The sequence below is a fragment of the Novosphingobium sp. FKTRR1 genome (assembly GCF_020404405.1).
Classification (GTDB): Bacteria; Pseudomonadota; Alphaproteobacteria; order Sphingomonadales; family Sphingomonadaceae; genus Novosphingobium.
Map to the genome: position 1 here is coordinate 1 of NZ_JAIZDA010000020.1, position 20,307 is coordinate 20,307.

The 20,307-nt window shown below is 59.2% G+C and carries 20 protein-coding genes, 1 tRNA gene and 2 pseudogenes; 9 read left to right on the forward strand and 14 right to left on the reverse strand.

Features of this window, described 5'->3' with window-relative positions:
- The first annotated feature begins 11 nt into the window (after positions 1-11).
- Both LDN95_RS16815 and LDN95_RS16820 read left to right on the forward strand, forming a co-directional pair.
- The gene (locus LDN95_RS16815) at positions 12-113 is read left to right on the forward strand and encodes a transposase domain-containing protein (RefSeq protein WP_226018752.1); all 102 of its coding nucleotides are present in this window, start codon (positions 12-14) and stop codon (positions 111-113) included.
- 17 nt (positions 114-130) lie between these two features.
- A pseudogene (locus LDN95_RS16820) lies at positions 131-313 on the forward strand (enoyl-CoA hydratase-related protein); the annotation flags it as partial.
- A gap of 113 nt (positions 314-426) precedes the next feature.
- On the opposite strand, the gene LDN95_RS16825 reads toward LDN95_RS16820, so the two are convergent.
- Genes LDN95_RS16825 through cysD form a run of 5 tightly spaced genes read right to left on the reverse strand, consistent with a single transcriptional unit; the run spans position 427 to position 6,237 of the window.
- The gene (locus LDN95_RS16825; RefSeq protein WP_226018735.1) at positions 427-1,593 is read right to left on the reverse strand and encodes a sulfotransferase; all 1,167 of its coding nucleotides are present in this window, start codon (positions 1,591-1,593) and stop codon (positions 427-429) included.
- Complete coding sequence (locus LDN95_RS16830; RefSeq protein ID WP_226018736.1) at positions 1,590-2,549, reverse strand: SDR family NAD(P)-dependent oxidoreductase; 960 nt, start codon at positions 2,547-2,549, stop codon at positions 1,590-1,592. The genes LDN95_RS16825 and LDN95_RS16830 overlap by 4 nt, the downstream gene beginning before the upstream one ends.
- A gap of 51 nt (positions 2,550-2,600) precedes the next feature.
- Complete coding sequence (locus tag LDN95_RS16835; protein WP_226018737.1) at positions 2,601-3,362, reverse strand: 3'(2'),5'-bisphosphate nucleotidase CysQ; 762 nt, start codon at positions 3,360-3,362, stop codon at positions 2,601-2,603.
- Positions 3,362-5,299 (reverse strand): sulfate adenylyltransferase subunit CysN, encoded by a 1,938-nt coding sequence (gene cysN, locus LDN95_RS16840; RefSeq protein ID WP_226018738.1) that lies wholly within the window; start codon positions 5,297-5,299, stop codon positions 3,362-3,364. The genes LDN95_RS16835 and cysN overlap by 1 nt, the downstream gene beginning before the upstream one ends.
- Positions 5,299-6,237 (reverse strand): sulfate adenylyltransferase subunit CysD, encoded by a 939-nt coding sequence (gene cysD, locus LDN95_RS16845; RefSeq protein WP_226018739.1) that lies wholly within the window; start codon positions 6,235-6,237, stop codon positions 5,299-5,301. Before cysD ends, cysN begins: the two co-directional genes overlap by 1 nt.
- A 44-nt stretch (positions 6,238-6,281) precedes the next feature.
- Here cysD and LDN95_RS16850 point away from each other — a divergent pair, with 44 nt between their 5' ends.
- Positions 6,282-6,965 (forward strand): TetR/AcrR family transcriptional regulator, encoded by a 684-nt coding sequence (locus LDN95_RS16850; protein WP_226018740.1) that lies wholly within the window; start codon positions 6,282-6,284, stop codon positions 6,963-6,965.
- 210 nt (positions 6,966-7,175) lie between these two features.
- On the opposite strand, the gene LDN95_RS16855 is transcribed toward LDN95_RS16850, so the two are convergent.
- The 3 genes from LDN95_RS16855 to LDN95_RS16865 form a co-directional block, all read right to left on the reverse strand.
- Entirely contained in the window at positions 7,176-7,394 is a 219-nt protein-coding gene (locus tag LDN95_RS16855; RefSeq protein WP_255630961.1) for an SDR family NAD(P)-dependent oxidoreductase, read from the reverse strand.
- Between the two features lie 16 nt (positions 7,395-7,410).
- A complete protein-coding gene (locus LDN95_RS16860; RefSeq protein ID WP_226018742.1) occupies positions 7,411-8,073 on the reverse strand; it encodes an SRPBCC family protein in 663 nt (220 codons plus the stop codon).
- Positions 8,074-8,166: 93 nt separating this feature from the next.
- Complete coding sequence (locus tag LDN95_RS16865) at positions 8,167-8,451, reverse strand: hypothetical protein (protein WP_226018754.1); 285 nt, start codon at positions 8,449-8,451, stop codon at positions 8,167-8,169.
- On the opposite strand from LDN95_RS16865, the gene LDN95_RS16870 reads away from it, so the two are divergent.
- Genes LDN95_RS16870 through LDN95_RS16880 form a run of 3 tightly spaced genes read left to right on the forward strand, consistent with a single transcriptional unit; the run spans position 8,341 to position 11,951 of the window.
- Entirely contained in the window at positions 8,341-9,153 is an 813-nt protein-coding gene (locus LDN95_RS16870; protein WP_255630963.1) for a xanthine dehydrogenase family protein subunit M, read from the forward strand. The two genes, LDN95_RS16865 and LDN95_RS16870, sit on opposite strands and share 111 nt — an antisense overlap.
- Positions 9,150-9,623, forward strand: a complete 474-nt coding sequence (locus LDN95_RS16875; RefSeq protein WP_226018743.1) for a (2Fe-2S)-binding protein — start codon at positions 9,150-9,152, stop codon at positions 9,621-9,623. The genes LDN95_RS16870 and LDN95_RS16875 overlap by 4 nt, the downstream gene beginning before the upstream one ends.
- 3 nt (positions 9,624-9,626) lie before the next feature.
- A complete protein-coding gene (locus tag LDN95_RS16880) occupies positions 9,627-11,951 on the forward strand; it encodes a xanthine dehydrogenase family protein molybdopterin-binding subunit (RefSeq protein WP_226018744.1) in 2,325 nt (774 codons plus the stop codon).
- A gap of 105 nt (positions 11,952-12,056) precedes the next feature.
- Here the strand turns inward: LDN95_RS16880 and LDN95_RS16885 are convergent, their stop codons facing one another.
- Together LDN95_RS16885 and LDN95_RS16890 are read right to left on the reverse strand one after the other, a co-directional pair.
- Positions 12,057-13,382 (reverse strand): hypothetical protein, encoded by a 1,326-nt coding sequence (locus LDN95_RS16885; RefSeq protein ID WP_226018745.1) that lies wholly within the window; start codon positions 13,380-13,382, stop codon positions 12,057-12,059.
- A gap of 152 nt (positions 13,383-13,534) precedes the next feature.
- Positions 13,535-14,599, reverse strand: coding sequence for a hypothetical protein (locus LDN95_RS16890; RefSeq protein WP_226018746.1), 1,065 nt, complete (start codon positions 14,597-14,599; stop codon positions 13,535-13,537).
- A gap of 226 nt (positions 14,600-14,825) precedes the next feature.
- Between LDN95_RS16890 and LDN95_RS16895 the strand changes: the two genes are divergently transcribed.
- The gene (locus tag LDN95_RS16895) at positions 14,826-15,239 is read left to right on the forward strand and encodes a nuclear transport factor 2 family protein (RefSeq protein ID WP_226018747.1); all 414 of its coding nucleotides are present in this window, start codon (positions 14,826-14,828) and stop codon (positions 15,237-15,239) included.
- A 12-nt stretch (positions 15,240-15,251) separates the two neighbouring features.
- Complete coding sequence (locus tag LDN95_RS16900) at positions 15,252-16,187, forward strand: NAD-dependent epimerase/dehydratase family protein (RefSeq protein ID WP_226018748.1); 936 nt, start codon at positions 15,252-15,254, stop codon at positions 16,185-16,187.
- A 58-nt stretch (positions 16,188-16,245) separates the two neighbouring features.
- Here LDN95_RS16900 and LDN95_RS16905 read toward each other — a convergent pair.
- From LDN95_RS16905 to LDN95_RS16920, 4 genes and pseudogenes are all read right to left on the reverse strand, one after another.
- Positions 16,246-16,762: pseudogene (locus LDN95_RS16905) on the reverse strand (IS3 family transposase); the annotation flags it as partial.
- 266 nt (positions 16,763-17,028) lie between these two features.
- Positions 17,029-18,696, reverse strand: coding sequence for an alpha-glucosidase (locus tag LDN95_RS16910; RefSeq protein ID WP_226018749.1), 1,668 nt, complete (start codon positions 18,694-18,696; stop codon positions 17,029-17,031).
- A 579-nt stretch (positions 18,697-19,275) separates the two neighbouring features.
- Positions 19,276-19,506, reverse strand: a complete 231-nt coding sequence (locus LDN95_RS16915) for a hypothetical protein (RefSeq protein ID WP_226018750.1) — start codon at positions 19,504-19,506, stop codon at positions 19,276-19,278.
- Positions 19,507-19,723: 217 nt separating this feature from the next.
- Positions 19,724-19,798 (reverse strand) — tRNA-Val (locus tag LDN95_RS16920).
- Positions 19,799-19,903: 105 nt separating this feature from the next.
- Here LDN95_RS16920 and LDN95_RS16925 point away from each other — a divergent pair.
- Positions 19,904-20,227 carry a DUF3297 family protein gene (locus tag LDN95_RS16925; RefSeq protein WP_226018751.1) on the forward strand — a complete coding sequence of 108 codons (324 nt, stop codon included), beginning with the start codon at positions 19,904-19,906 and terminating at the stop codon, positions 20,225-20,227.
- Positions 20,228-20,307: the final 80 nt, after the last annotated feature.

A 20,307-nucleotide genomic window follows, 5' to 3' on the forward strand; every position in this document is an offset into this window, starting at 1 on the left:
AGCTGACCGGCATCAACCCACACGTCTGGTTGACCGACACGCTCACGAAGTTAGCCGGCGGTCACCCAGCCAACGTTGTTGGCGAGCTCGTGCCCTGGACGCCCGTGGTCTGAAAACACCGCTTACGAACAAGCCGGTCATCGCCGCGATCCATGGCGCTGCACTGGGCAGAGGCTATGGACCCGCGCTGACACGCCATCATCGGATCGCGGTGCCTTCGGCCAAGGTGATTTTGCCCGAAGTGGCGCTTGGCCTGTTGCCAGGGGCAGTCGGGACGCAGCGGTTGCCGCGCATTGTCGGCATCTCAGCCGCGCGATTAAGACCAAGGAGCCTCCGACAATCCCGGGACGGCGCATTCTTGCCCAGATTTTCTGCGCCCATGCCCGGTCATGTCACTGGAGGCCTTACAACTCCGCAAATGCCTCGTTATCCCCGGACTGGGATCGAGAACGTCTGAATATATTTGGCAAATCGCTCGCGTAGAGTGGCACGATCCAGCCCATAGTCTTCGGCTTCATATTCGTGCTTTCCGTGCTTGCCTTGCTGGTTTTCAGCCATGAAGGCCGCCATTGCTGCAATTGCTTCATTGCTCAGCGACATGCCGAACCTTGCATAAACTGCGCGAACGACCTGCATCGGATCAGTGATAAAGTCCTGGTATTGGGAATCCATGATACGGTCAGCATGGCGTCCTGATGCGCGCACGGCGAGCAAGCGGTCAATGCCAAGACCCCAGATGTCGGTTTGTTCCTGACCTACCGCCAACAGATCAACAGGTGCGTTCAGGCTCTGCAAGAATGCAATGAGGCTGGAGTTCGAGGGCATGACTTCGGACGGATCACGATGCGTGATAACAAGTTTCGCATCCGGGTAGGCCCGGAAGAGATCGTCGATCCACCAAAGGTAGGGCGGTGCCTTCAACACCCAGTTACGACCGGGTGCGAAGGCCTGCAGATTTTGCAGCATTGCGCGATGGATTGCGAAAGCCGGAGCCATGTCCGCCTCTCCAACCAGCCAGCGCATATAGGAAGGTATGGACGCCGTAGCCCCATAATTAGGCGACAGGAACGCCATCATCATGATGCTGTTGCATTCATCGGGCAGAGTCGCGCCCATCGCGTGCATTGCCTTGAATTTGTCTGGCAGCGCATCAATCCCAGCCTGCGATTCGGCGATGCGCGGGTCAGTGGTATAGCTTTCTTTCCGCGGCGGAGGCGATGGTTCATCCACTTCCCACTTTTGAGGACTGCGGACCGCTGGATCCTGCGCGAGCAAAGCGTGCAAAATCGTCGTGCCACTGCGCGGCAGTCCTGCCACAATCAGTGGCGCATTGATTTGCTGCTGCGCAATTTCGGGATAGCGGGAGCGATCAGCAATAAGCTGAAGACGGGTGGTGAGTGCCTTGTCAATCCGTCCGGCAAAGCTTGCGAGTCCATGCTCGCCAAAGCCTGCCTCGTCGACGGCCGACCGGCAAAGCCGTTCGAGCGCTTCGGAAAAATCCCCTTCGCCCCAATCGGAAAAGCCGGTCGTGGCGATTGCATTTGCTTTAAGCTTGTCCGGGTTCAGGCGCGAGGCCGCTGCTGTCGTGCTCATGCTTCATGGCCTTTCAGTGCGGCATGGAGGCGCACAAGCTGCTGATGCTCGCTATCTTGATCGAGCAATTCGTAGAAGCCATGAATATGGCCATCCGGATCCTGACCGCCCCATACTTGCGCCCAGTTATCGCGAACATCTTCAGGAGTAAGGTTGGGGTTGAAGTAACCGTCCGCCGTCGCAATCACCACGCGCGCCACGCGCCCACCGGCGGACGAGAAATACTGCCCTGTCGCGGGGAAGTCGGGATGCACCATATAGACGACGCTCGCCGCCAGGGGCTCCATGTGCAGGTGTTCGGCCTGCCATTCGAGCAGTTTCGAGCCAGAAATCCGCGCCAGTTTGAGCGGCGTGATCGCGCGCGGCAGCAGGAGATTGGCTTTGATTCCATGCTGACGGCCGGCACCTGCCATCTGACGGGTCAAGCCAAACACGCCGGCTTTTACCGTGGGATAGGCTGAGTTCCAACCCGAGCCGGCTACTTCTGGAAATGAAACACCCACGGAAGCCATCGAACCGACATTGAGGATCGACCCGCCGCCCTGCGCGACCATATGCGGCCAAGCAGCCTCAACTGTAAGCATCGAGCCATAAATATGGACTGCAACCTGCTCCTGAAATGCATCGTCGGGCCCCTTCGGCACGCTTGGGCCGGCAGAAGTCCCGGCGTTGTTCACGACAATATCTACGCGTCCATAGGCTTCGATTGCCTTGGCGATGATTCGCTTCGCCGACTCTGGGTCGTGAACTGCGCCGTTAACTGGGGTGGCCTCACCGCCCAGTGCACGGATTTCCTCAACTACCTCAACCTCCTCACCGGCACCGGAAGCCCGATAGTTGCCATTCACGACAACCTTTGCCCCCCGCTGTGCAAGTTTGTGGCTGATGCCATAGCCAATCCCTTTTGCACCACCGGTGACGACGGCGACTTTGCCGTCAAGTCGCAACTCAGTCATCCAATCCTCCATTTTGTTTTTTAGAGTTGGCAAAGATACATAAGTCCAAAATCAACAGCGCTCTGCGAGCGATAGCTCGGCAACCTCGGTCAGCACCCGGGCGGCGTGTTCCTTCCTGCAGATCAGCAGGTCTGGCATGTAGGTTTCGCTCTGGTTGTAGACCAGCGAACTGCCGTCGATGCGGCTGCAATGGAGACCATGCGCGAGCGCCACCGCGACGGGCGCGCAACTGTCCCATTCGTATTGGCCGCCGGAGTGGAGGTAGATATCGGCCTCGCCTCGAATAATGGCCATGGCCTTGGCACCTGCCGAGCCCATCGGGACAAGCTCGGCGCCAAGCGCCTTGGCAACCGCGACCGCTTCGGCGGCGGGGCGGGTGCGGCTGACGACCATGCGCAGGGTTGGAGGTGCGGGAGGCACCGTTTGCGGGCGGTCGGTGCGCAAAACCTCACCCAGACCCGGCAAGGCCACAGCGCCGACCTTGGCTATCCCATCCACCGCCAGAGCCACATGCACGGCCCAGTCAGTCCGCGCCTCTCCGTACTCGCGAGTACCGTCGACTGGATCGACAATCCACACGCGATCCTTGCCCAGACGTTCGGCATTGTCCTTTTCCTCTTCGGAAAGCAGTCCATCGTCGGGCCGCTGTTCGCGCACTGCATGGACCAGAAATTGATTTGCCGTGGCATCACCTGCCTTGCCCAGCGCCTTCAACGAAAGAACACCACTCTCACGAACAGTGATAAGCAACCGGCCAGCCACATCGGCGAGATGCGCGGCCAGTTCGCTATCGCTGGTCAAATCCAGGGCCATCACGCATCTCCCAGCAAGGTATCGACAATCAGCGCTGCCGCCGCTTCCGGGGTCAGGTTGGTGGTATCGATGCGGATTTCCGGATGCACCGGGACTTCATAGGGGCTGTCGATGCCGGTGAAGTTTTTGAGTTCACCTGACCTGGCCTTCTTGTAGAGACCCTTCACATCACGGCTTTCAGCTACCGCAAGCGGCGTGTCGACGAACACCTCGATGAACTCACCGCCCGGCAGCATGCTGCGTACCATGTCGCGATCGGCTTGGAAGGGGCTGATGAAAGCGGTGATGACGATCAGTCCCGCATCGGCCATCAGTTTCGCAACCTCGCCCACACGGCGGATGTTTTCGATACGGTCAGCCTCGGTAAAGCCCAGATCCTTGTTGAGCCCGTGCCGCACGTTGTCGCCGTCAAGCAGGAAGGTGTGCCGGTTCATCCGGTGCAGCTTTTTTTCCACCAGATTGGCAATGGTCGATTTGCCCGAACCCGAAAGCCCGGTGAACCAAAGCACGGCCGCCTTCTGATTCTTGAGCCCGGCGTGCGCCTCGCGGCCAATGTCGGTCGCCTGCCAATGAACGTTCTGGGCGCGACGCAGCGAGAAGTTCAGCATTCCAGCCGCAACCGTGGCGTTGGTGATCTTGTCGATCAAGATGAAGCCGCCCAGCGTCCGACTGTCGGAATAGGCCTCGAATACAATTGGCTTGTCGGTGACAATCTGCGCCACGCCAATCGCGTTGAGCTCGAGCGTTTTTACCGCGATATGCTCCATGGTGTTGACGCTGACTGCATATTTGGGCGCGTGGACCGTTGCTGACACCGTTTGCGTGCCAAGCTTGAGCCAATAGGCGCGCCCCACATGCAGCGGCTCGTCGGCCATCCACACAAGCGTCGTTTCAAACTGATCGGCGACCTGCGGCGGATTTTCTGCCAGCGCAATGATATCGCCGCGTGAGCAGTCGATCTCGGTATCGAAGCAGATGGTGACCGATTGCCCGGCCTGTGCGAGGTCGAGATCGCCATCAAGGGTCGTAATGCGGCTGACCGTGCTGGTTTTGCCCGAGGGGAGCACGCGAATGGCATCTCCCGTTTTGACCGAGCCTGTCGCGACCAACCCGGAAAAGCCTCGGAAATCGAGATTGGGCCGGTTTACCCATTGCACAGGCATGCGAAATGGGCGCCCCGCATCGATCGCTGAATTAACCTCGACCGTTTCGAGATGCTCGATCAAATTCGGCCCAGTATACCAAGGCGTGTTAGGCGAGGCCGAGATGATATTGTCGCCTTTGAAGCCCGAAATCGGCATAGCCACGAAGGCCTCGATTCCGATGCTTTTTGCAAAGCCGGTATATTCCGTGACAATCCTGTCGAACACGTCCTGGCTGTAATCGACCAGGTCCATTTTGTTGACCGCCAGTACCAGATTGGTAATGCCGATAAGATGAGCGAGATAGGAGTGCCGCTTGGTCTGTGTCAGCACCCCCTTGCGCGCATCGATCAGAATCACGGCAAGGTCAGCGGTCGAGGCACCGGTCACCATGTTTCGGGTATATTGCTCATGCCCTGGCGTATCTGCGACAATGAACTTGCGTTTTTCAGTGTTGAAGAAGCGGTAGGCGACATCAATGGTGATGCCCTGCTCGCGCTCCGCCGCAAGCCCATCGACGAGCAATGCGAAGTCGATCTCTTGCCCTTGCGTGCCAGACTTCTTGCTGTCTGCGGCCAGAGCATCGAGTTGGTCCTCGAATATCATCTTGCTGTCATAGAGCAGTCGCCCGATCAGCGTGCTCTTGCCATCATCCACGCTGCCGCAGGTGATGAAGCGGAGCATCGTCTTGTGCTGATGCTGATCAAGATAGGCGTCAATGTTCTCCGCGATCAGGCTTTCAGTGACATAAACCGGATCAATGACCGTGCTGGCAGCATCGTTCGAATTTGGCATTAAAAATACCCCTGCTGCTTTTTGACTTCCATGCCTGCGCCGCCCGCGTCCTTGTCGATCACGCGGCCCTGCCGCTCGCTCGTCGTCGTCAGCAGCGTCTCCTGGATCACGTCAGTCAAGGTTGCGGCTGTGCTTTCCACTGCACCGGTCAGCGGGAAACACCCGAGCGTGCGGAAGCGGATGGAGCGGTCGGTAATCTCGGGGCGATAGCCCAGCACCTTCTCGAGGCGCGGCAGGTCATCGGCCATGAACAGGCCACCTTCCCACTCGAACGTCGGCCGCACCGCCGCGAAATAGAGCGGCACGATCGGCACGTCGTTCAGGTGGATGTACTGCCAGATGTCGAGCTCGGTCCAGTTCGAGATCGGGAACACGCGGATGCTTTCGCCCTTGTTTTTCCGCGCATTGTAGATGTTCCACAACTCGGGTCGCTGGTTCTTCGGGTCCCAGCCGTGCGAGGCGGTGCGGAACGAGAAGATGCGCTCCTTCGCCCGGCTTTTCTCCTCGTCACGCCGAGCGCCGCCGAAGGCCGCATCGAAGCCATATTTGTCGAGCGCCTGCTTGAGGCCCTCGGTCTTCCACATATCAGTGTGGAGCGCGCCGTGGTCGAACGGGTTGATCCCGCGCTCCTGCGCCTCAGGGTTCTGATAGACGAGCAGTTCCATCCCGCTCTCAGCCGCCATGCGTTCGCGCAGCGCATACATATCTTTGAATTTCCACGTGGTATCCACATGGAGAAGCGGGAAGGGCGGCGGGCTTGGGTAGAAGGCCTTGCGCGCAAGATGCAGCATCACCGCGCTGTCCTTGCCCACCGAATAGAGCATCACCGGATTGGTCGCCTCGGCCACGACCTCGCGCATGATATGGATCGCCTCGGCCTCAAGGCGCTGCAGGTGGGTCAAAATGGTCTGCGAGGTTTTCCCGCCCAGGTCCGTCATTTGTCTCTGCCCATCGATTCTAGCTGTTTCTAGACTAGTGGCAGATGTGGACTGATCGGTCCACTTATTTCTTCTTTTGTCCTGCCGCCATCTGCGGCATGGGCGATTCAAATTCTCTTAGAGCGATGGAAGCAGCCGCAATGCGGGAAAAGATCCCCACGCGTGACCGGATCATCGATGCAGCGACGATGCTGTTTTGGTGCGACGGCTATCATGCCGTCTCAACTGAACAGATTTGCAAAAAGGCCGGTGTTGCAAAGAGCAGTCTCTATCACGCATTCGAATCCAAGGCTGCGATTCTGGGAGCGTGCCTTGACAGTGTTTGGACGCGCAATTGGGAAGAAATATCGAGAATTTACGAAACCCCTGGTTCGGACAGGGAGCACCTCGAGCGACACCTTCAGTGGGTTGTGAGTTCGCAACTGAAGATACGCGAAACTTACGGGATGTTTCTTGGTACATTCGACATGGCGCTGGGGACGGCAATACCCGTGGAAGTCGCCACCGAAATGGTCGATCACCAACGCGAGCACACAGCCCTGCTGACCAAGACGATCGCCGCAGTTGCCGCACTCGATCCCGAAAGCCCGCGCGCACGCTGGCTTTCCGATGTGGCCAGCGACGTTATGACAGGCGCTACCATCAAGGCCCGTTCCCGGAACGACGTTGCCTCGCTGTTTTCTCTAACCGATACGATCTTTGAACTGATCGAATTGGCGAAGACTTGATGCGTTGCTTTGGCCGAGCCTAAGCTTCGCATAGATACCTTCAGTTTGCCGTCGATTTTGAATAGGGACGCCACGGCTTGGCAATGAGACCGGCTTACACAGCGCTCTTTGTCAGTTTCTCAAAACAAAACCGCCATCGACATTGAGCGTCTGACCCGACATCCATCCGCCAGCGTCGGATACGAGCATAAGCAGCGGCCAGCGTAGTCGTCAGGCTATGCAGCGTAATCTTGGTGACGCCATAGACAGTCTTTGCGGGAAAGGCACCAGCAGTGCCCGATCGATGATACGGCCACCTCCGCGGGCCTCCATCAATGGAACTACGGCTTTGGCGCAGTTAAGCGCGCCAAGCAGATTGACGCTCAAAGCCCGGTGCCACTGTTCGGTCGTGGTTGGCATGGCGGGTGTTGCGACGATCTCAGCCATCAAAGCCGCATTGTGCCGGTTATTTGAGCCAGATCAGCACCAGCAGCACTAAGACCGCGACCATCCAGCTACCCACCATAATGCTTTTGATTGGCAGGCTGGCGCCGCCTAGTTGAACGAGGTCGATCGCCTGCGGCTCGGGCGAAGCGATCATCCGCACGCCGGCAACAGCCTCCTTCTCGACCTTGGGAAGGGATGGCGCGGCAGATGAATCCGGCACAGCATCCGCCGCTTCCTGATTGTTCAACGCCTGCAAGTTGGCAACGAATTGGTCAATCAACCGCGCCGATACGTCATGCATCACCCCGCGGCCCAATTGCGCAACTTTGCCCGACAGCTGGACGTCAGTGTTGACCGAGACCTCGGACCCATGCTCCGCCGGGGTAATGGTCATCACGATATCGGCACCTGCGGTGCCTTGCCCCCTGATATCCTTACCCTTGCCCTCAACCACCAGCCGTCGCGCGACAGGATCGCGCTCTTTGATTGTCGCGGTGCCAGAATACTCGGCGGTAATCGGTCCCAACTTCACCTTGACCTTGCCGCGATAGGCATCGCCCTCAACGGCTGTTAGCTGCGCACCGGGGACACAGGGAGCAATACGCTCGATATCATTCAACATGGCCCAGGCAGCGTCGGCCGCCATATTGAGCGTGAAGCTGTTTTCGAGTTCGATACCCAAACGATCTGTCCTCTTCCTTGCGAGCGACCTCGGGATCGCCGGTGCATCAACCCCAACGGTATCTTTCGTACCGATTCAGGCGGCGCGCGGTGATCAAACTTGAATTGCCCGCTTGCTTACTCTTTCGCATAACTGTACCGATCGGTCCACTCGAATTTTGATATGGCTATCCGCGTAGATGGTCAGGACATTTCGGGTGGAGAGGCTGTCATGAAACCACCCCCGTTTGACTATTTTGCGCCAGAGACGCTTGAAGAAGCCCTGAGCCTGCTTGCCGAGTATGGTGACGAGGCCCAGCCCCTTGCAGGAGGGCAGAGCCTGGTACCAATGCTGGCCTTGCGTATGTCGCGGCCAGCGGTGCTCATTGACCTGCGCCATTTGAACGAGCTGCGTGGCATTGCGATGGATGGGACGGGGCTAAGACTTGGCGCCATGACAACGCAGGCCGAAGCACTGGCCAGTCAACAGGTGGCCCAAGCGCTACCCGGCTTGTGCGATGCCCTCCATTTGGTTGGCCATTTCCAGACACGCAATCGCGGTACGATCGGCGGCTCGATATCTCTGGGCGAGCCCGCAGCGGAAAATCCCGCCTTCGCCCTCGCGCTCGAGGCAGACCTCGAGCTATGCTCGGTTCGCGGCACTCGCATCATCAACGCCACCCAATTCTATACCGGCCCCTACTCGACCGCGCGGGCCGACGACGAACTGCTCACCGCTATCCGCTATTGCCCTGCAAACTGGGCGCGAATTGGCATCGAGGAAATTGCGCAGCGGCAGGGAGACTTTGCGCTGTCAGGACTGGTCGCCAATCTAGAGATCGATGGCCACCGGATCGCGAAAGCAAGCCTTGCCTGGCTGGGCATGGGCTCGACTCCGTTGCGAGCGCCATCCGCCGAGGCAGCCCTGTGTGGGGCAGACATTGCGACATTGGACCTCGAGGAAGTGGCGGAGCTGGCGCTTGGCGATACCGACCCGCTTGAAGATTCCCATGCCAGCATCGCTTATCGCTGCCAGGCGGGGCGCACGATACTTACCCGACTGCTTGGCCGACTGCTTGCCGAAAGGAGCCCCGTGGCATGAGCGATCACGATATCACCCTTTCGGTTAACGGAACGACGATTGCGCGGCGTGTCCCCGCACGGCGAACACTGCTAGACTTTTTGCGGTCCGATCTTGGTTTGACCGGCACCCATGCTGGATGCGAGCACGGCGTCTGCGGCGCCTGCACCGTACTGGTCGACGGGCTGGCGGTGCGATCCTGCCTGATGTTTGCGGTGCAGGCCGACGCGGCGAAAGTCAGCACAATCGAAGGCGTCGCTAACGAAGATGGCACACTGCACCCTGTGCAGCAGGCCATGCACGATAACCACGGTCTGCAATGCGGGTTTTGTACGCCAGGGATAGTCATGACGCTGAAATCCATGACCGAGGCCGGCAAATCTGCCAGCCGGGACGAAATGGCAGCAGCGCTTTCCGGCCATATCTGTCGCTGCACCGGCTATCAGGGCATTCTCAAGGCTGTCGATCTGCTTTCCGGGCGAGGAGAATAACACATGGCTGATGCCACGCTCAGCGCCCCGCGCTTTGTCGGCCAGCGGATCGGCCGCAAGGAAAACCGACGCTTCCTGACTGGCCGCGGTCAATATATCGACGATCACATCGTTCCGGGCATGCTGCACGCCGCATTTCTGCGCAGCCCGTTGGCGCGTGCAAAGATCCTAGCGATTGATGCGGCAGCGGCCCGTGCGCTGCCAGGCGTCTATGCCGTGTATACCGCGAAGGAAATGAATGGCCAGTTTGTGCCACTCAAATACATTTTCGGCGGGAGCGATCCGATCGGCCTGGACTATGTTCTTACAAGAGATGAGGTGACTTACGTCGGCGACCCCATTGCAATTGTGATCGCCGAGGACCGCTATATTGCTGAAGATGCCGCAGAACTGATCGATGTCGATTACGAGCCGATCATCCCGGTCGTTACGCTTGCCAATGCGCGCAACATGGGCCCGGCGTTGCCCGGTCATACCAACAATGTCGCGGTAGACCTCCACATAGCCTTGCCCGGTTCTGAAGAAGCCTTCGCCAGCGCGGCACATGTCGCCACAGGCCATATTGCGCAGGGCCGTGTCGTTCCCACGCCAATCGAAGCGCGCGGCATTATTGCCGACCAGCGCATGGATGGGCGGCTCGAAATCCGGATGACCTCGCAAAACCCGCATCAGGCAAAAGCCTATATCGCCGATATGCTTGGCATGCCTGAAAATCATGTGCGGATCATTTCGCCCGATATTGGCGGCGCTTTTGGCCAGAAATACTGTTTTGGGCGCGACTTGTTGGCCACGGTTGGGGCCTCGCGCCTGCTGCGCCGGCCGGTCAAATGGATCGAGGATCGCGCCGAGGCCTTGCTCGCCGGGGGTCATAGCCGCACTGAGACGCTGTCGCTTGAAATGGCCTTAGACAGTTCGGGCAAAATCTTGGCAACAGGGCTTCGTTTTGAAGATGTCATCGGTGCCGACCCGATGACCAATCCGGGGGGCAATGGTCAACTGGCGATGTTGTTTCACACCGGCGCTTATGCTGTGCCGACTGTGAAAGCTGACGTCGAGGTGTTCTTCAGCAACACCTGTGGGATCTTACCCTATCGCGGGCCATGGGGTGGCGAGACGTTGATCCGCGAGATCACCATCGACAAGGCTGCGCGCGAAATGGGTATCGATCCGGTAGAACTTCGCCGCCGTAACATCTTCACGCCGCAGCCCCACACTTTGCCATTGGGTCCGGTGATCAACGGCGTGACTCCGCGCGAATGCCTCGACATGGCGGTCGAAGCAATCGGCTATGATGCGTTCCGCGACGAGCAGGTCAAAGCCCGTGCGCAAGGACGTTTCATCGGCATTGGCACCAGCGTCTGTATCGAACCCTGCGCCATATCGTCGGGCGGCAATTCAAGCGACACGGCTGCCATAAGGCTCGAACCATCAGGTCGGGTCACCGCAACAATGACCTGTCACTCGCAAGGGCACAGTGTCGAGACGACAATGGCGCAGGTCATTGCCGATGAACTGGGCATCGATGTCGAAGATGTAACGATCGTGTTTGGAGACACCAACGCCATTGGCTTTGGTGCCGGTGCAGGAGGCAGCCGTCAGGCGCTGGTCAGTGGCGGCGCGGCCAAGGTCGCCTCCGGCATGTTGCGCGACAAGATCCTGCAGATCGCCAGCCACTTCCTCCAAAGCCCAGCCGACCAGTTGCGCATGGAAGGTGGCAAGGTTGTCACCGTCACAGCCAACGGAGCATCGATAACCTTGCGCGAATTGGGGCAAGCGGCCTACCTCAATCCGGGCAGCCTCCCCGAAGGATCAGGCGCTGGTCTTGAAGTCCAGTACCGCTTCGTCCCGCCCTTGTTCAGCTATTCCAACGCGGCCCATGCCGTGACGGTCGAGGTCGATGTCGCCACCGGTCTGGTGAAGTTCCTGCGCTATGTCGTGGCTGAGGATTGTGGGGTGATGCTTAACCCGGCGGTGGTCGAAGGCCAGATCGCCGGAGGCGTGATTCAGGCGATGGGCAATATCCTCTGGGAGGAGCAGCACTACGACGCCGACGGCAACCCCAGCGCGAGCACCTTCAAGGACTATGCAATGCCGCTTGCCACAGACACACCGGTCATTGAGTATCTGCACCTTTGCACGCCGTCCGACAGCCCAACAGGGGCCAAGGGTGTCGGCGAAGGCGGCGCTATTGCCGGGCCGCCCGCCATCTACAACGCCGTCCTGGACGCGCTCGCTCCGTTCAACGTCACCCTTGAACAGCTCCCGCTGACACCATCGCGCATCGTCACCGCCCTCATGGAGGCGCAGGAGCTGGGGCAAACGGCCTGATCATGCTGACAAATGATCACCGCGCGCTTGCCGGAAGGGTTATGCCAATGTTCCGCGCCGACCCCATTGGCTTTTCTCTTCGATCTATTTGCTTCAGGCACAAGGTCATTCGATGCGCTTTTTGTAAGCGGCAGCGCGTGCAGCGATCGCTCGGGCCCGCGCCGCGCGGGATACAAATCGGGTCGTGACTGGCAGAACCGCCTTCAGGTCGCTGAATTTGACGACGCGGTAATCGCGCAGCAGGGCCGTCCCCGCCGAACCTGCTTCAAACCCTTGCCAGCGCATGAGGACATAACCGTCATGAATTCCCGCTGTGTCAATCCAATTGGCGATCCCGGGATCCTGCGGGGCGAGAACATAACTATAGCTGCCATCGGGATTGGCAACCGCTTGGGATACGTTGAGGCTGGCCTGGTGCTTTGAACTGTCGGGCGCGATCGCCCATGCATCCGTAACCTGGATGCCGGTGTACCGGGCACCACCCCTGGTCGTAGTGATAACGACTGCTTCGTCGGACCTGAGCACGTAGCGGGCTGCCGCCAGATAGCCCCAATTACCGTCACGCGCGACCGGGCCTACCGGCACATTGGGCTTGAGTCCGCCAAACCACTTGTCAGTGAAATGGGCCCAGAAGCGGACATAATCCGGAAGGCCGTCGAGGAGATGCTGACGCAATGCTGCAGCATCGGTTCGGTGCGCGGTCGGCACGTCAAGTCTGCGGATACTAAGCCGGTTGGGATGCTGGTTCCAATCCGACAGCACATCGCGAAAGGCAATCGTGGTCGCGACCGCTTCGGTGCGCAAGTGATTGGGTTCGTCGCCTGGGCCACCGACGGTCAGCCGAAAACTGCCATCCGGCTTTACCTCGATCTCGCGGTCGGTCAGCATCTGAACCTGTCCACCCATGTCGGGGCTGCTGGCGGTCTGCCGCAGGTCCGCCTTCTTGCGGATGGATTCGAAGCTGAACTGGGCGGGACGACGGGCAGTGTCTATCTGTCCGATGATCTCATAGCGCCCGGCGCCGTCAATCGATGTGATGCGATAGATGTGGTCGGGGTTATCGCCTGCAACAGCCATGGCGAGGCTGTGGCCATGCCAACTGTGCGGCGTGTCATCTATATTCCACAAGATCTGGGGTTTGGCCGGATCTCCGGCAATCTCGCCGATCACATAAGAACTGGTCCATTCGGCAATAGCACGGTCCAGTTGGGCCGCGCCTTCTTGCGTCTGGCCAACAGGGGTGGCGGCCAGTTCGGCCCGCAGCTTGGCCTGCTCGGCCTTAACCTGCGGGTCAGCGAGAAATTGGAGTGCCCGTTTTTCGGCAGCGATTTGTGCTGGCGTATCCAGCGCCGAAGGCGCCGCGCTGTTGGCGAGCAGCTCAGTGGCATCGCTGCCCGCCAATGCGAGAGTGATGAGCAGATGAATTCGCATGGCAGTTCTAATCCTTCCCTTTCCAAGCGGTATGGGACGATTTGGACCAGTCGCTCGTGCGGTGTGGTTTATATCGATGTGAATTTGGCGTGGGCGGCCCACCCCACAAGGCAGATCGCCCACGCGAGTCCTGTTACCCCGTTGACCTGCGATCAGCGTTCCATCTTGTCGGCAGGATAAGAGCGCTCGATCATCCCGAAAGTGGTTTCGCCATCCCATTCGTAGATCGCATCGCCCTGATGAAAGGGAAGATTGACCACCTGATGTTCGCCGTCTTGGGTCCAATCGCCAAACATCGGGTTACCCTTGGCGATAAAGGTTGAGTTATAGGTCCGCCCCTTGATGGCTACCCTTTCACCGTGCTCGGTTTCGAACACGAGGTCGACTGGCCCATCGTGCGGGACAATCTTGGTCATCCAGGGGCCCTCGATCAATTTGGCATAGATCTTCTTCTCGCCATCCCACAGGAAGGCATCATTGTATGCTGGCGTTCCATCGGCGCGCGGCGGGAAGCCCGATGTCCCAAACGCCTTGCCGCTAGGGAACAGGGCGGATTGCCAGCAATGGCCAGGAAACTCGCCCATGTGGCGTTCGCCATGACGACGAATGAACAGCCCCGGTCCGTCGAATTCGATCACTTCCTCGCCGACAATTTCGAACGTGCCGGTGCAACGGAACAATTGTTCATAGCGTTGGCCGCCAACGCCGCCAAACGCAGCTGAAGTCGTTTTGTCGGCGGCCAGCTTTGCGCTCTCGCCCGGTGACCACGGCGGCACCGCCATGGTCGCATCCAGCGTGATCCTGACGTGCCGCTCCGGACCGCCGACCTCGCCCGCGATCTGGCGCTGCACCGTCGTTTCATAGGCCTTGCCGTCAAACGTCATCCGCCAGCGGCGAAGCGGTTCTACCAATTCGAATGTCAGTGGGCCGGCGTTGAGCGTGACTGCCTTGCCGTCGACAAACTTTGCCGGTGAAGGCGCGTAGCCGCCAGCCCCGATCAGGACGCGGCCATTTGGAAACGCGATATTGGCTTCTACTCCGCGATTATCCCATTCGCTGGCCACCGCTTCGATGCAGAAACGGGGCAAGCCAATCCGCCCCTTCGAATCGGAAAACCAGATCGACGCACTATCCCGCATGTCCGGATTTTCAGGCAGGGTGGGCAGGAAATAGTCGAGATCGGGATCGTATCCGCCCGTGATGTCGAGGTCAGCCATCAGAATCACTCTCCAAAGATCGCCTTATTTGGCGAGTCTAGAACCACTGGACCAATCAGTCCAGTCTGTTATGTGAAGCTGGATATCGAGCCGCGAATCCGTCGGACTTAAGCGGAACGAGAGGAAGGCAGTCGGATCCGCAGGAGTCCGACATTGCAGTGAAGGGGAGTGTGAACACTCTATTGCGACCGGCACTGCAAGCCAAACTGGAAGAGGAGATGCGCCAATGAAGGATCCCATGATTTCGGCCATCAGGAGCCTATATGATCGCATCGGCACTCTGGATATTGATGGGGCGTGTAGTCTTTTGGTGGATGACGTTGACGTTGTGTTTCCTTTCGCAGTTGGAAAGACACACGTGCAAGGTCGCGATGCCGTTCGGTCCCGCCTATCTGCCGTAGTGCCGAAGCTTTTCAGGTCGATCAGATTTGCCTTTTCCAAGTTCTACTTTTGTCCTGATGAAAATGCATGGATCGCACAGTTCAAAAGCACTGGTGTCCGCGTCAAAGGGCCGCTGCCTTACGAGAACGAATATGTCGCGATCCGCAAATTCGACGGTGAGAAGATCGCCTATCGGGCCGAATACCACGACATGATCAAAGGTGCCGGCGGCATCGATAAACTTGCGCTCCGGCGCTGAAGGAAAAACTTTATGACCGTTTTCGTGATCGGGGGCACCGGGCTCATTGGCAGTCACGCAACAAGGGCAATCTCCGCCGCAGGGCACGAAGTCATTGCCCTCGCGCGCTCACCTGATGCAGAATCAAAACTGGCTGATTGGGGGATCCGGTCGATCAGAGGCGGTGCCCACGACCGCGACGTCATCGCCCATGGCATCGCTGCTGCTGATACAGTCGTGTTTACCGCGGCAATAGGCGAGGCGGAAACTGCGGTCGTCGATTGGATGATCGAGCACATGGCGAATTCTGGCAAAAGCCTGATCTTCTGTTCTGGAACTGGGGTACTTGGCGAGCGGACCTTGGGGTCGTGGAGCGAGAACACCTTTGCGGAAGGTGACGAATTTGTTCCCTCACGGACCCTCGCTGGCCGCGTTCAACTCGAAAAGCGTGTCCGTGCAGCCAGCGCCCAAGGTTTGAACCGGGGGATCGTAATACGCCCACCAGCAGTCTGGACCCATGCCGAGCCCCATGCGCTGATCAAAGGCGTCCTTGATTCCGCGAGAAAGACCGGTTCTGCTTGCTATATTGGCGACGGCCTCAACATGTATACGCACATTCACGCCGAGGATCTTGGAGAGGTATTCCGTCACGTTGTCGAGCGCGGGCAAGACGGCGCTGTCTACCATGCGGTTGCGGGCGAAGTGCCCAACCGCTGGATTGCCGAAACCGTCGCGAGGATCGCCGGCGTCCCCCCACGTAGCATCACGATCGATGAGGGCATCGAACTTTGGGGCAAATTTGCCGCGCTGGTGGTTTTCGGCGTTTCAAGTCGCAGCCGTTCTCCACGCACCCGTCAAGAGTTCGGTTGGTCGCCGAAGCATACTGATATGTTGAGTGCCGCCGAAATTTCATTGCAACGGATGCTCGAAGAGCAGCCCTTCGCCCCAATACTTCAAACACCGGCTTGATAGCTCGTCTTTCGCTTTCTTCGAAAGGTATATGGGGCTTTGAATAGCCCCTAGTTTTCTAGACGCCTTCTGCGTTCAAAATCTGCTGCCGTTCGAACTGTGCGGGTGACAGCATCCCGTTCCTGACCTGCTTGCGGACCGGATTGTAGAACATCTCGATGTAATCGAATACGTCTTGTCGGGCTTCGTCGCGCGTTTTGTAGGTCCGGCGCCGGATGCGCTCTCGCTTGAGCGAGGAGAAGAAGCTCTCGGCTACCGCGTTGTCATGGCAGTTGCCACGCCGGCTCATCGAATGCTCAAGATTGTGAGCCCTGATCCGAATGGATCAGCACCGGCTGCTTCGGCTTGCGCCGCCATACCGCCATGTGCAGCGCCTGCAGCACCACATCGGTGGTCTGCCGGCTCTGCATCGACCAGCCCACCACGCGGCGGGAATAGAGATCGATCACGACAGCCAGATAGGCAAAGCCTTCCAGGGTGCGGATGTAGGTGATGTCGCTCACCCAGGCCCTGTCGGGGCCAGCGACGTCAAACTGCCGGTCCAGAGTATTGTCGACCGCCAGGGATGGCTTGCCGCTCGGAAACCTCCGCTACAGGATAACGTCGCCTTCGAGGCCGCATGGTCCGATATCAAGCATTGGTGCGAAGTGGCCGATCCGGCTGCTCCCGACCAGTTCGCGACATTGCCTTTGACCAAGCGAACGGCAGAATCCAAAAAATGCCGTCGCAAACCACATTAAAGCAACGAAGCAAAAGGCGTCCTTTGCAGGACTCACTTCAAGCGCGCTTGCGCGGCCCTGTTTTCACCAAAGCTTAGGGATGATTGCTTGCAGATTGCTCGTCAGAGCCAGATGGCTACTGTCTCGTAGGGTTCGAATTTGCCGCCGGGTTGCATCGAAACCCGTCTGCCGGTCAAGATGTCGCGCCCGTGAATTGCGGAAATACCGGACGGGGGAAGGTTGACCGCTTGCCGCGACATGTTGGCAATAACCAGCAGGGTCTCGGAGCCCAACCTCCGCTGATAGGCGACCAGCGCGGGATGATCGGGAAGCAGCAAGCGGAAATCACCATGGCGGATGACAGCATGGTCGCGCCGCAAGGCGATCAGGCGGCGGTAAAGCTGAAATACGCCGTCGGGATCGGCGCGGTCGCGTTCGACATTGAGTGACGGATAGTTGGCGTTGACCGAAATCCAAGGGGTGCCTTGGGTGAAGCCGGCATTGGCTGCCCCCGACCATTGCATCGGGGTGCGCGCGTTATCGCGGCTGTTGGCACGAGCGCCGGCAAGAAACGCCGCCTCATCCACGCCTTCGGCCAACTGGATGCGATGGAAGTTCAGCGTTTCGACATCGCGATATTGATCGATGCGGGTGAAGCCGGCGTTCGTCATGCCGATCTCTTCGCCCTGGTAGATATAGGGCGTGCCTTCCATCAGATGCAGAATTGTGGCCAGCGCCTTGGCCGAGGCGACGCGATGCTTGCCTTCGTCGCCGTAGCGCGAAACCGCGCGCGGCAGATCATGGTTGCCCCAGAACAGCGAATTCCACCCCGTGCCATGGAGCGCTCCCTGCCAGGTCGCAAAGGTCGATTTCAGCCGGGGCCAGTCGATCGGCTTGGGTTTCCACTTTCCGAGCTTTTCGTCCCAGAACTGGGTGACATGCCCAAACTGGAACACCATCGAGACCTCGTGGCGATCCGGTGCACTGTAGAGCGGTGCATTCTGCGGCGTGGCGCTCCATGCTTCGCCCACCGTGACCGCATCGCGTCCCGCCAGCGTCGCCTCGTGCATCTCGCGCAGGTAGCGATGCAGTTCGGGGCCATCCGCAACAATACCGTTTTCGGGCTGTTTGCCGATCAGGTCGATCACGTCCATGCGGAAGCCAGACACGCCCTTGTCCAGCCACCAGTTCATCATCGCGTGAACCTCGGCGCGCAACGCCGGGTTGGTCCAGTTGAGATCGGGCTGTTGCGGCGCGAACAGGTGGAAGTACCAGTCGCCGCTCTTGCTGTCCCGGCTCCACGCCGAGCCGCCGAACGATGCCTCGATGTCGGCCGGCGTGCCCTTGCCCGGGGGCTGGTCGCGCCAAATGTAGTAATCGCGATACGGCGAACCGCGATCGGCCCGGGCCGCGCGAAACCATGGATGCTGGTCCGAGGTGTGATTGACCACCAGGTCCATGACGATGCCGATCCTGCGCGCCCGCGCCTCGGTGATCAGGCGGTCCATGTCGGCCATCGTTCCGAAGATCGGATTGATCGCGCGGTAGTCGGAAATGTCGTAGCCATTGTCGACCATCGGCGAGGCATAGACCGGAGAGAGCCAGATGAAGCCGATGCCAAGGTCTGCGAGATGATCGAGCTTGGCTATGATGCCGGGAATATCGCCAATGCCGTCGCCGTTGCTGTCGGCAAAACTGGCCGGATAGATCTGGTAGCCAACCGCCGACTGCCACCAGGCGGAATCGCGCTGAATGATGCCGGCCTGTGATGAACTCGATGCTATGGTCATTGCAGCCATCCCCGCCAAGGCTCCCCGTCTGCTTATCATGGTTGGCAAACCTCCGCCTTCTCGTTTCACAAACGATTGCAGTGAACGCCTTACGCGCGCAAGACCGAATTGCTATGCGTCACCTGAAACAAACGATCGCAGGAAAGGTCAGCACAGCGTTTTGCTGTGTGGGCCGGCATGCTGACCAGTGTTTTAGAGACGTTGCGTGCCTTTTCCCGCCTGGCGCCTAACCGACATGCTCTTTAATTCGACAGCTTTCGGGTGGAATGCTGTCACTCAAACTCTGATGGAAGAACGGCGGCTTCGTCCCAAACCTCCCCATTCTGAGCCCACCTGATGGATGTGAATCGAGCTGGAATTCTTTCGACTGATTCGAAGGCTGGAATGCTATCCTGTGCATTGACGAAGCTTCCATCATGCACTGCCCTTTTGATGGCTATTTGGTCCCCAAAATGGAACAAGGAACGAACCTAAGGTCTGCAGGGGCGCATTATCGAGCACCCCTATCGGGTGAGGATGCGCCACAAATACCCGTTTCAATGCCGTTTTCTTCGAAATCGCCCAGCCTTGTTGGATGCCTCAAAAGTTCCTGATTGACAGCACACCGAACGCGGCGGGGCAAAGGCTTGCAAACTGGCCGGGATCGACTTGCTGCCGTTCCATGCCGCTGGGCGTCATGGCCTCGGCCAGGAAATGAACGTCCGGCAGGGTATCGATGAAAAGGCCGCCGGTGATTTCGGCGGATGGTCCGACACCAGCTTGATGCGCAGAACTTAAACCCACGCCGAGAAAACGGTGGAAAATATTCACGAGGCCCAAATACGCGGACTTCGCGCCGCCGAGGAGAAAACCAAGCTGACGCTGTTCAAGCCGATCGAGGCCAAAAAGAGGGGGAGGGCATGATGGCCGTGTACGGGTTTTGCACGGGCTCGGGGCGAAATGAGCCGCTTGCTCCCGCAATTTTCCGTTTTGAAAATTTTCGCCGGCGGAATGGGTCTCATAAAATCCCCTTTCTCAGAGGATTTCATGGTGGGCGCGGCAGGGATTGAACCTGCGACCCCACCCGTGTGAAGGGTGTGCTCTACCACTGAGCTACGCGCCCGCCGGTGACCTTGCGCCAAGTGGCTGCGGGGTCAGGGCAGGGGCGCGCCTCTACGATGCCAGCGCGCGATTGACAAGTGGGGGTATCAAGATATTTGCGCTGTCCATGACCGATGAACCCATCCTGCCCGAAACCGACTCCGCCATCGCTCCGGCCGCCACCGGTGCCGACGTGCCGCCCGATCGGCTTGCCATCAACCCGCGCAGCCCGCATTTCGATGCCGACAAGCTGGGCCGGGGCATCGGCATCCGGTTCAAGGGCGTCGAGCGGACCAGCGTCGAGGAATATTGCATCTCGGAAGGCTGGGTGCGCGTGCAGGCGGGCAAGACGCTCGACCGCAAGGGCAATCCGCTGACGCTCAAGCTGAGCGGGCCGGTCGAGGCATGGTATCAGGATATTGGCGAAGGCGCGCCTGTCGCCAAGCTGTGATCGGGCGCGGGGGGGGGGGGGGGGGGGGGGGGGGGGGGGCGCCCACCCCCCGGTAGCACGGCACCGCCAGGGGCGGGGGC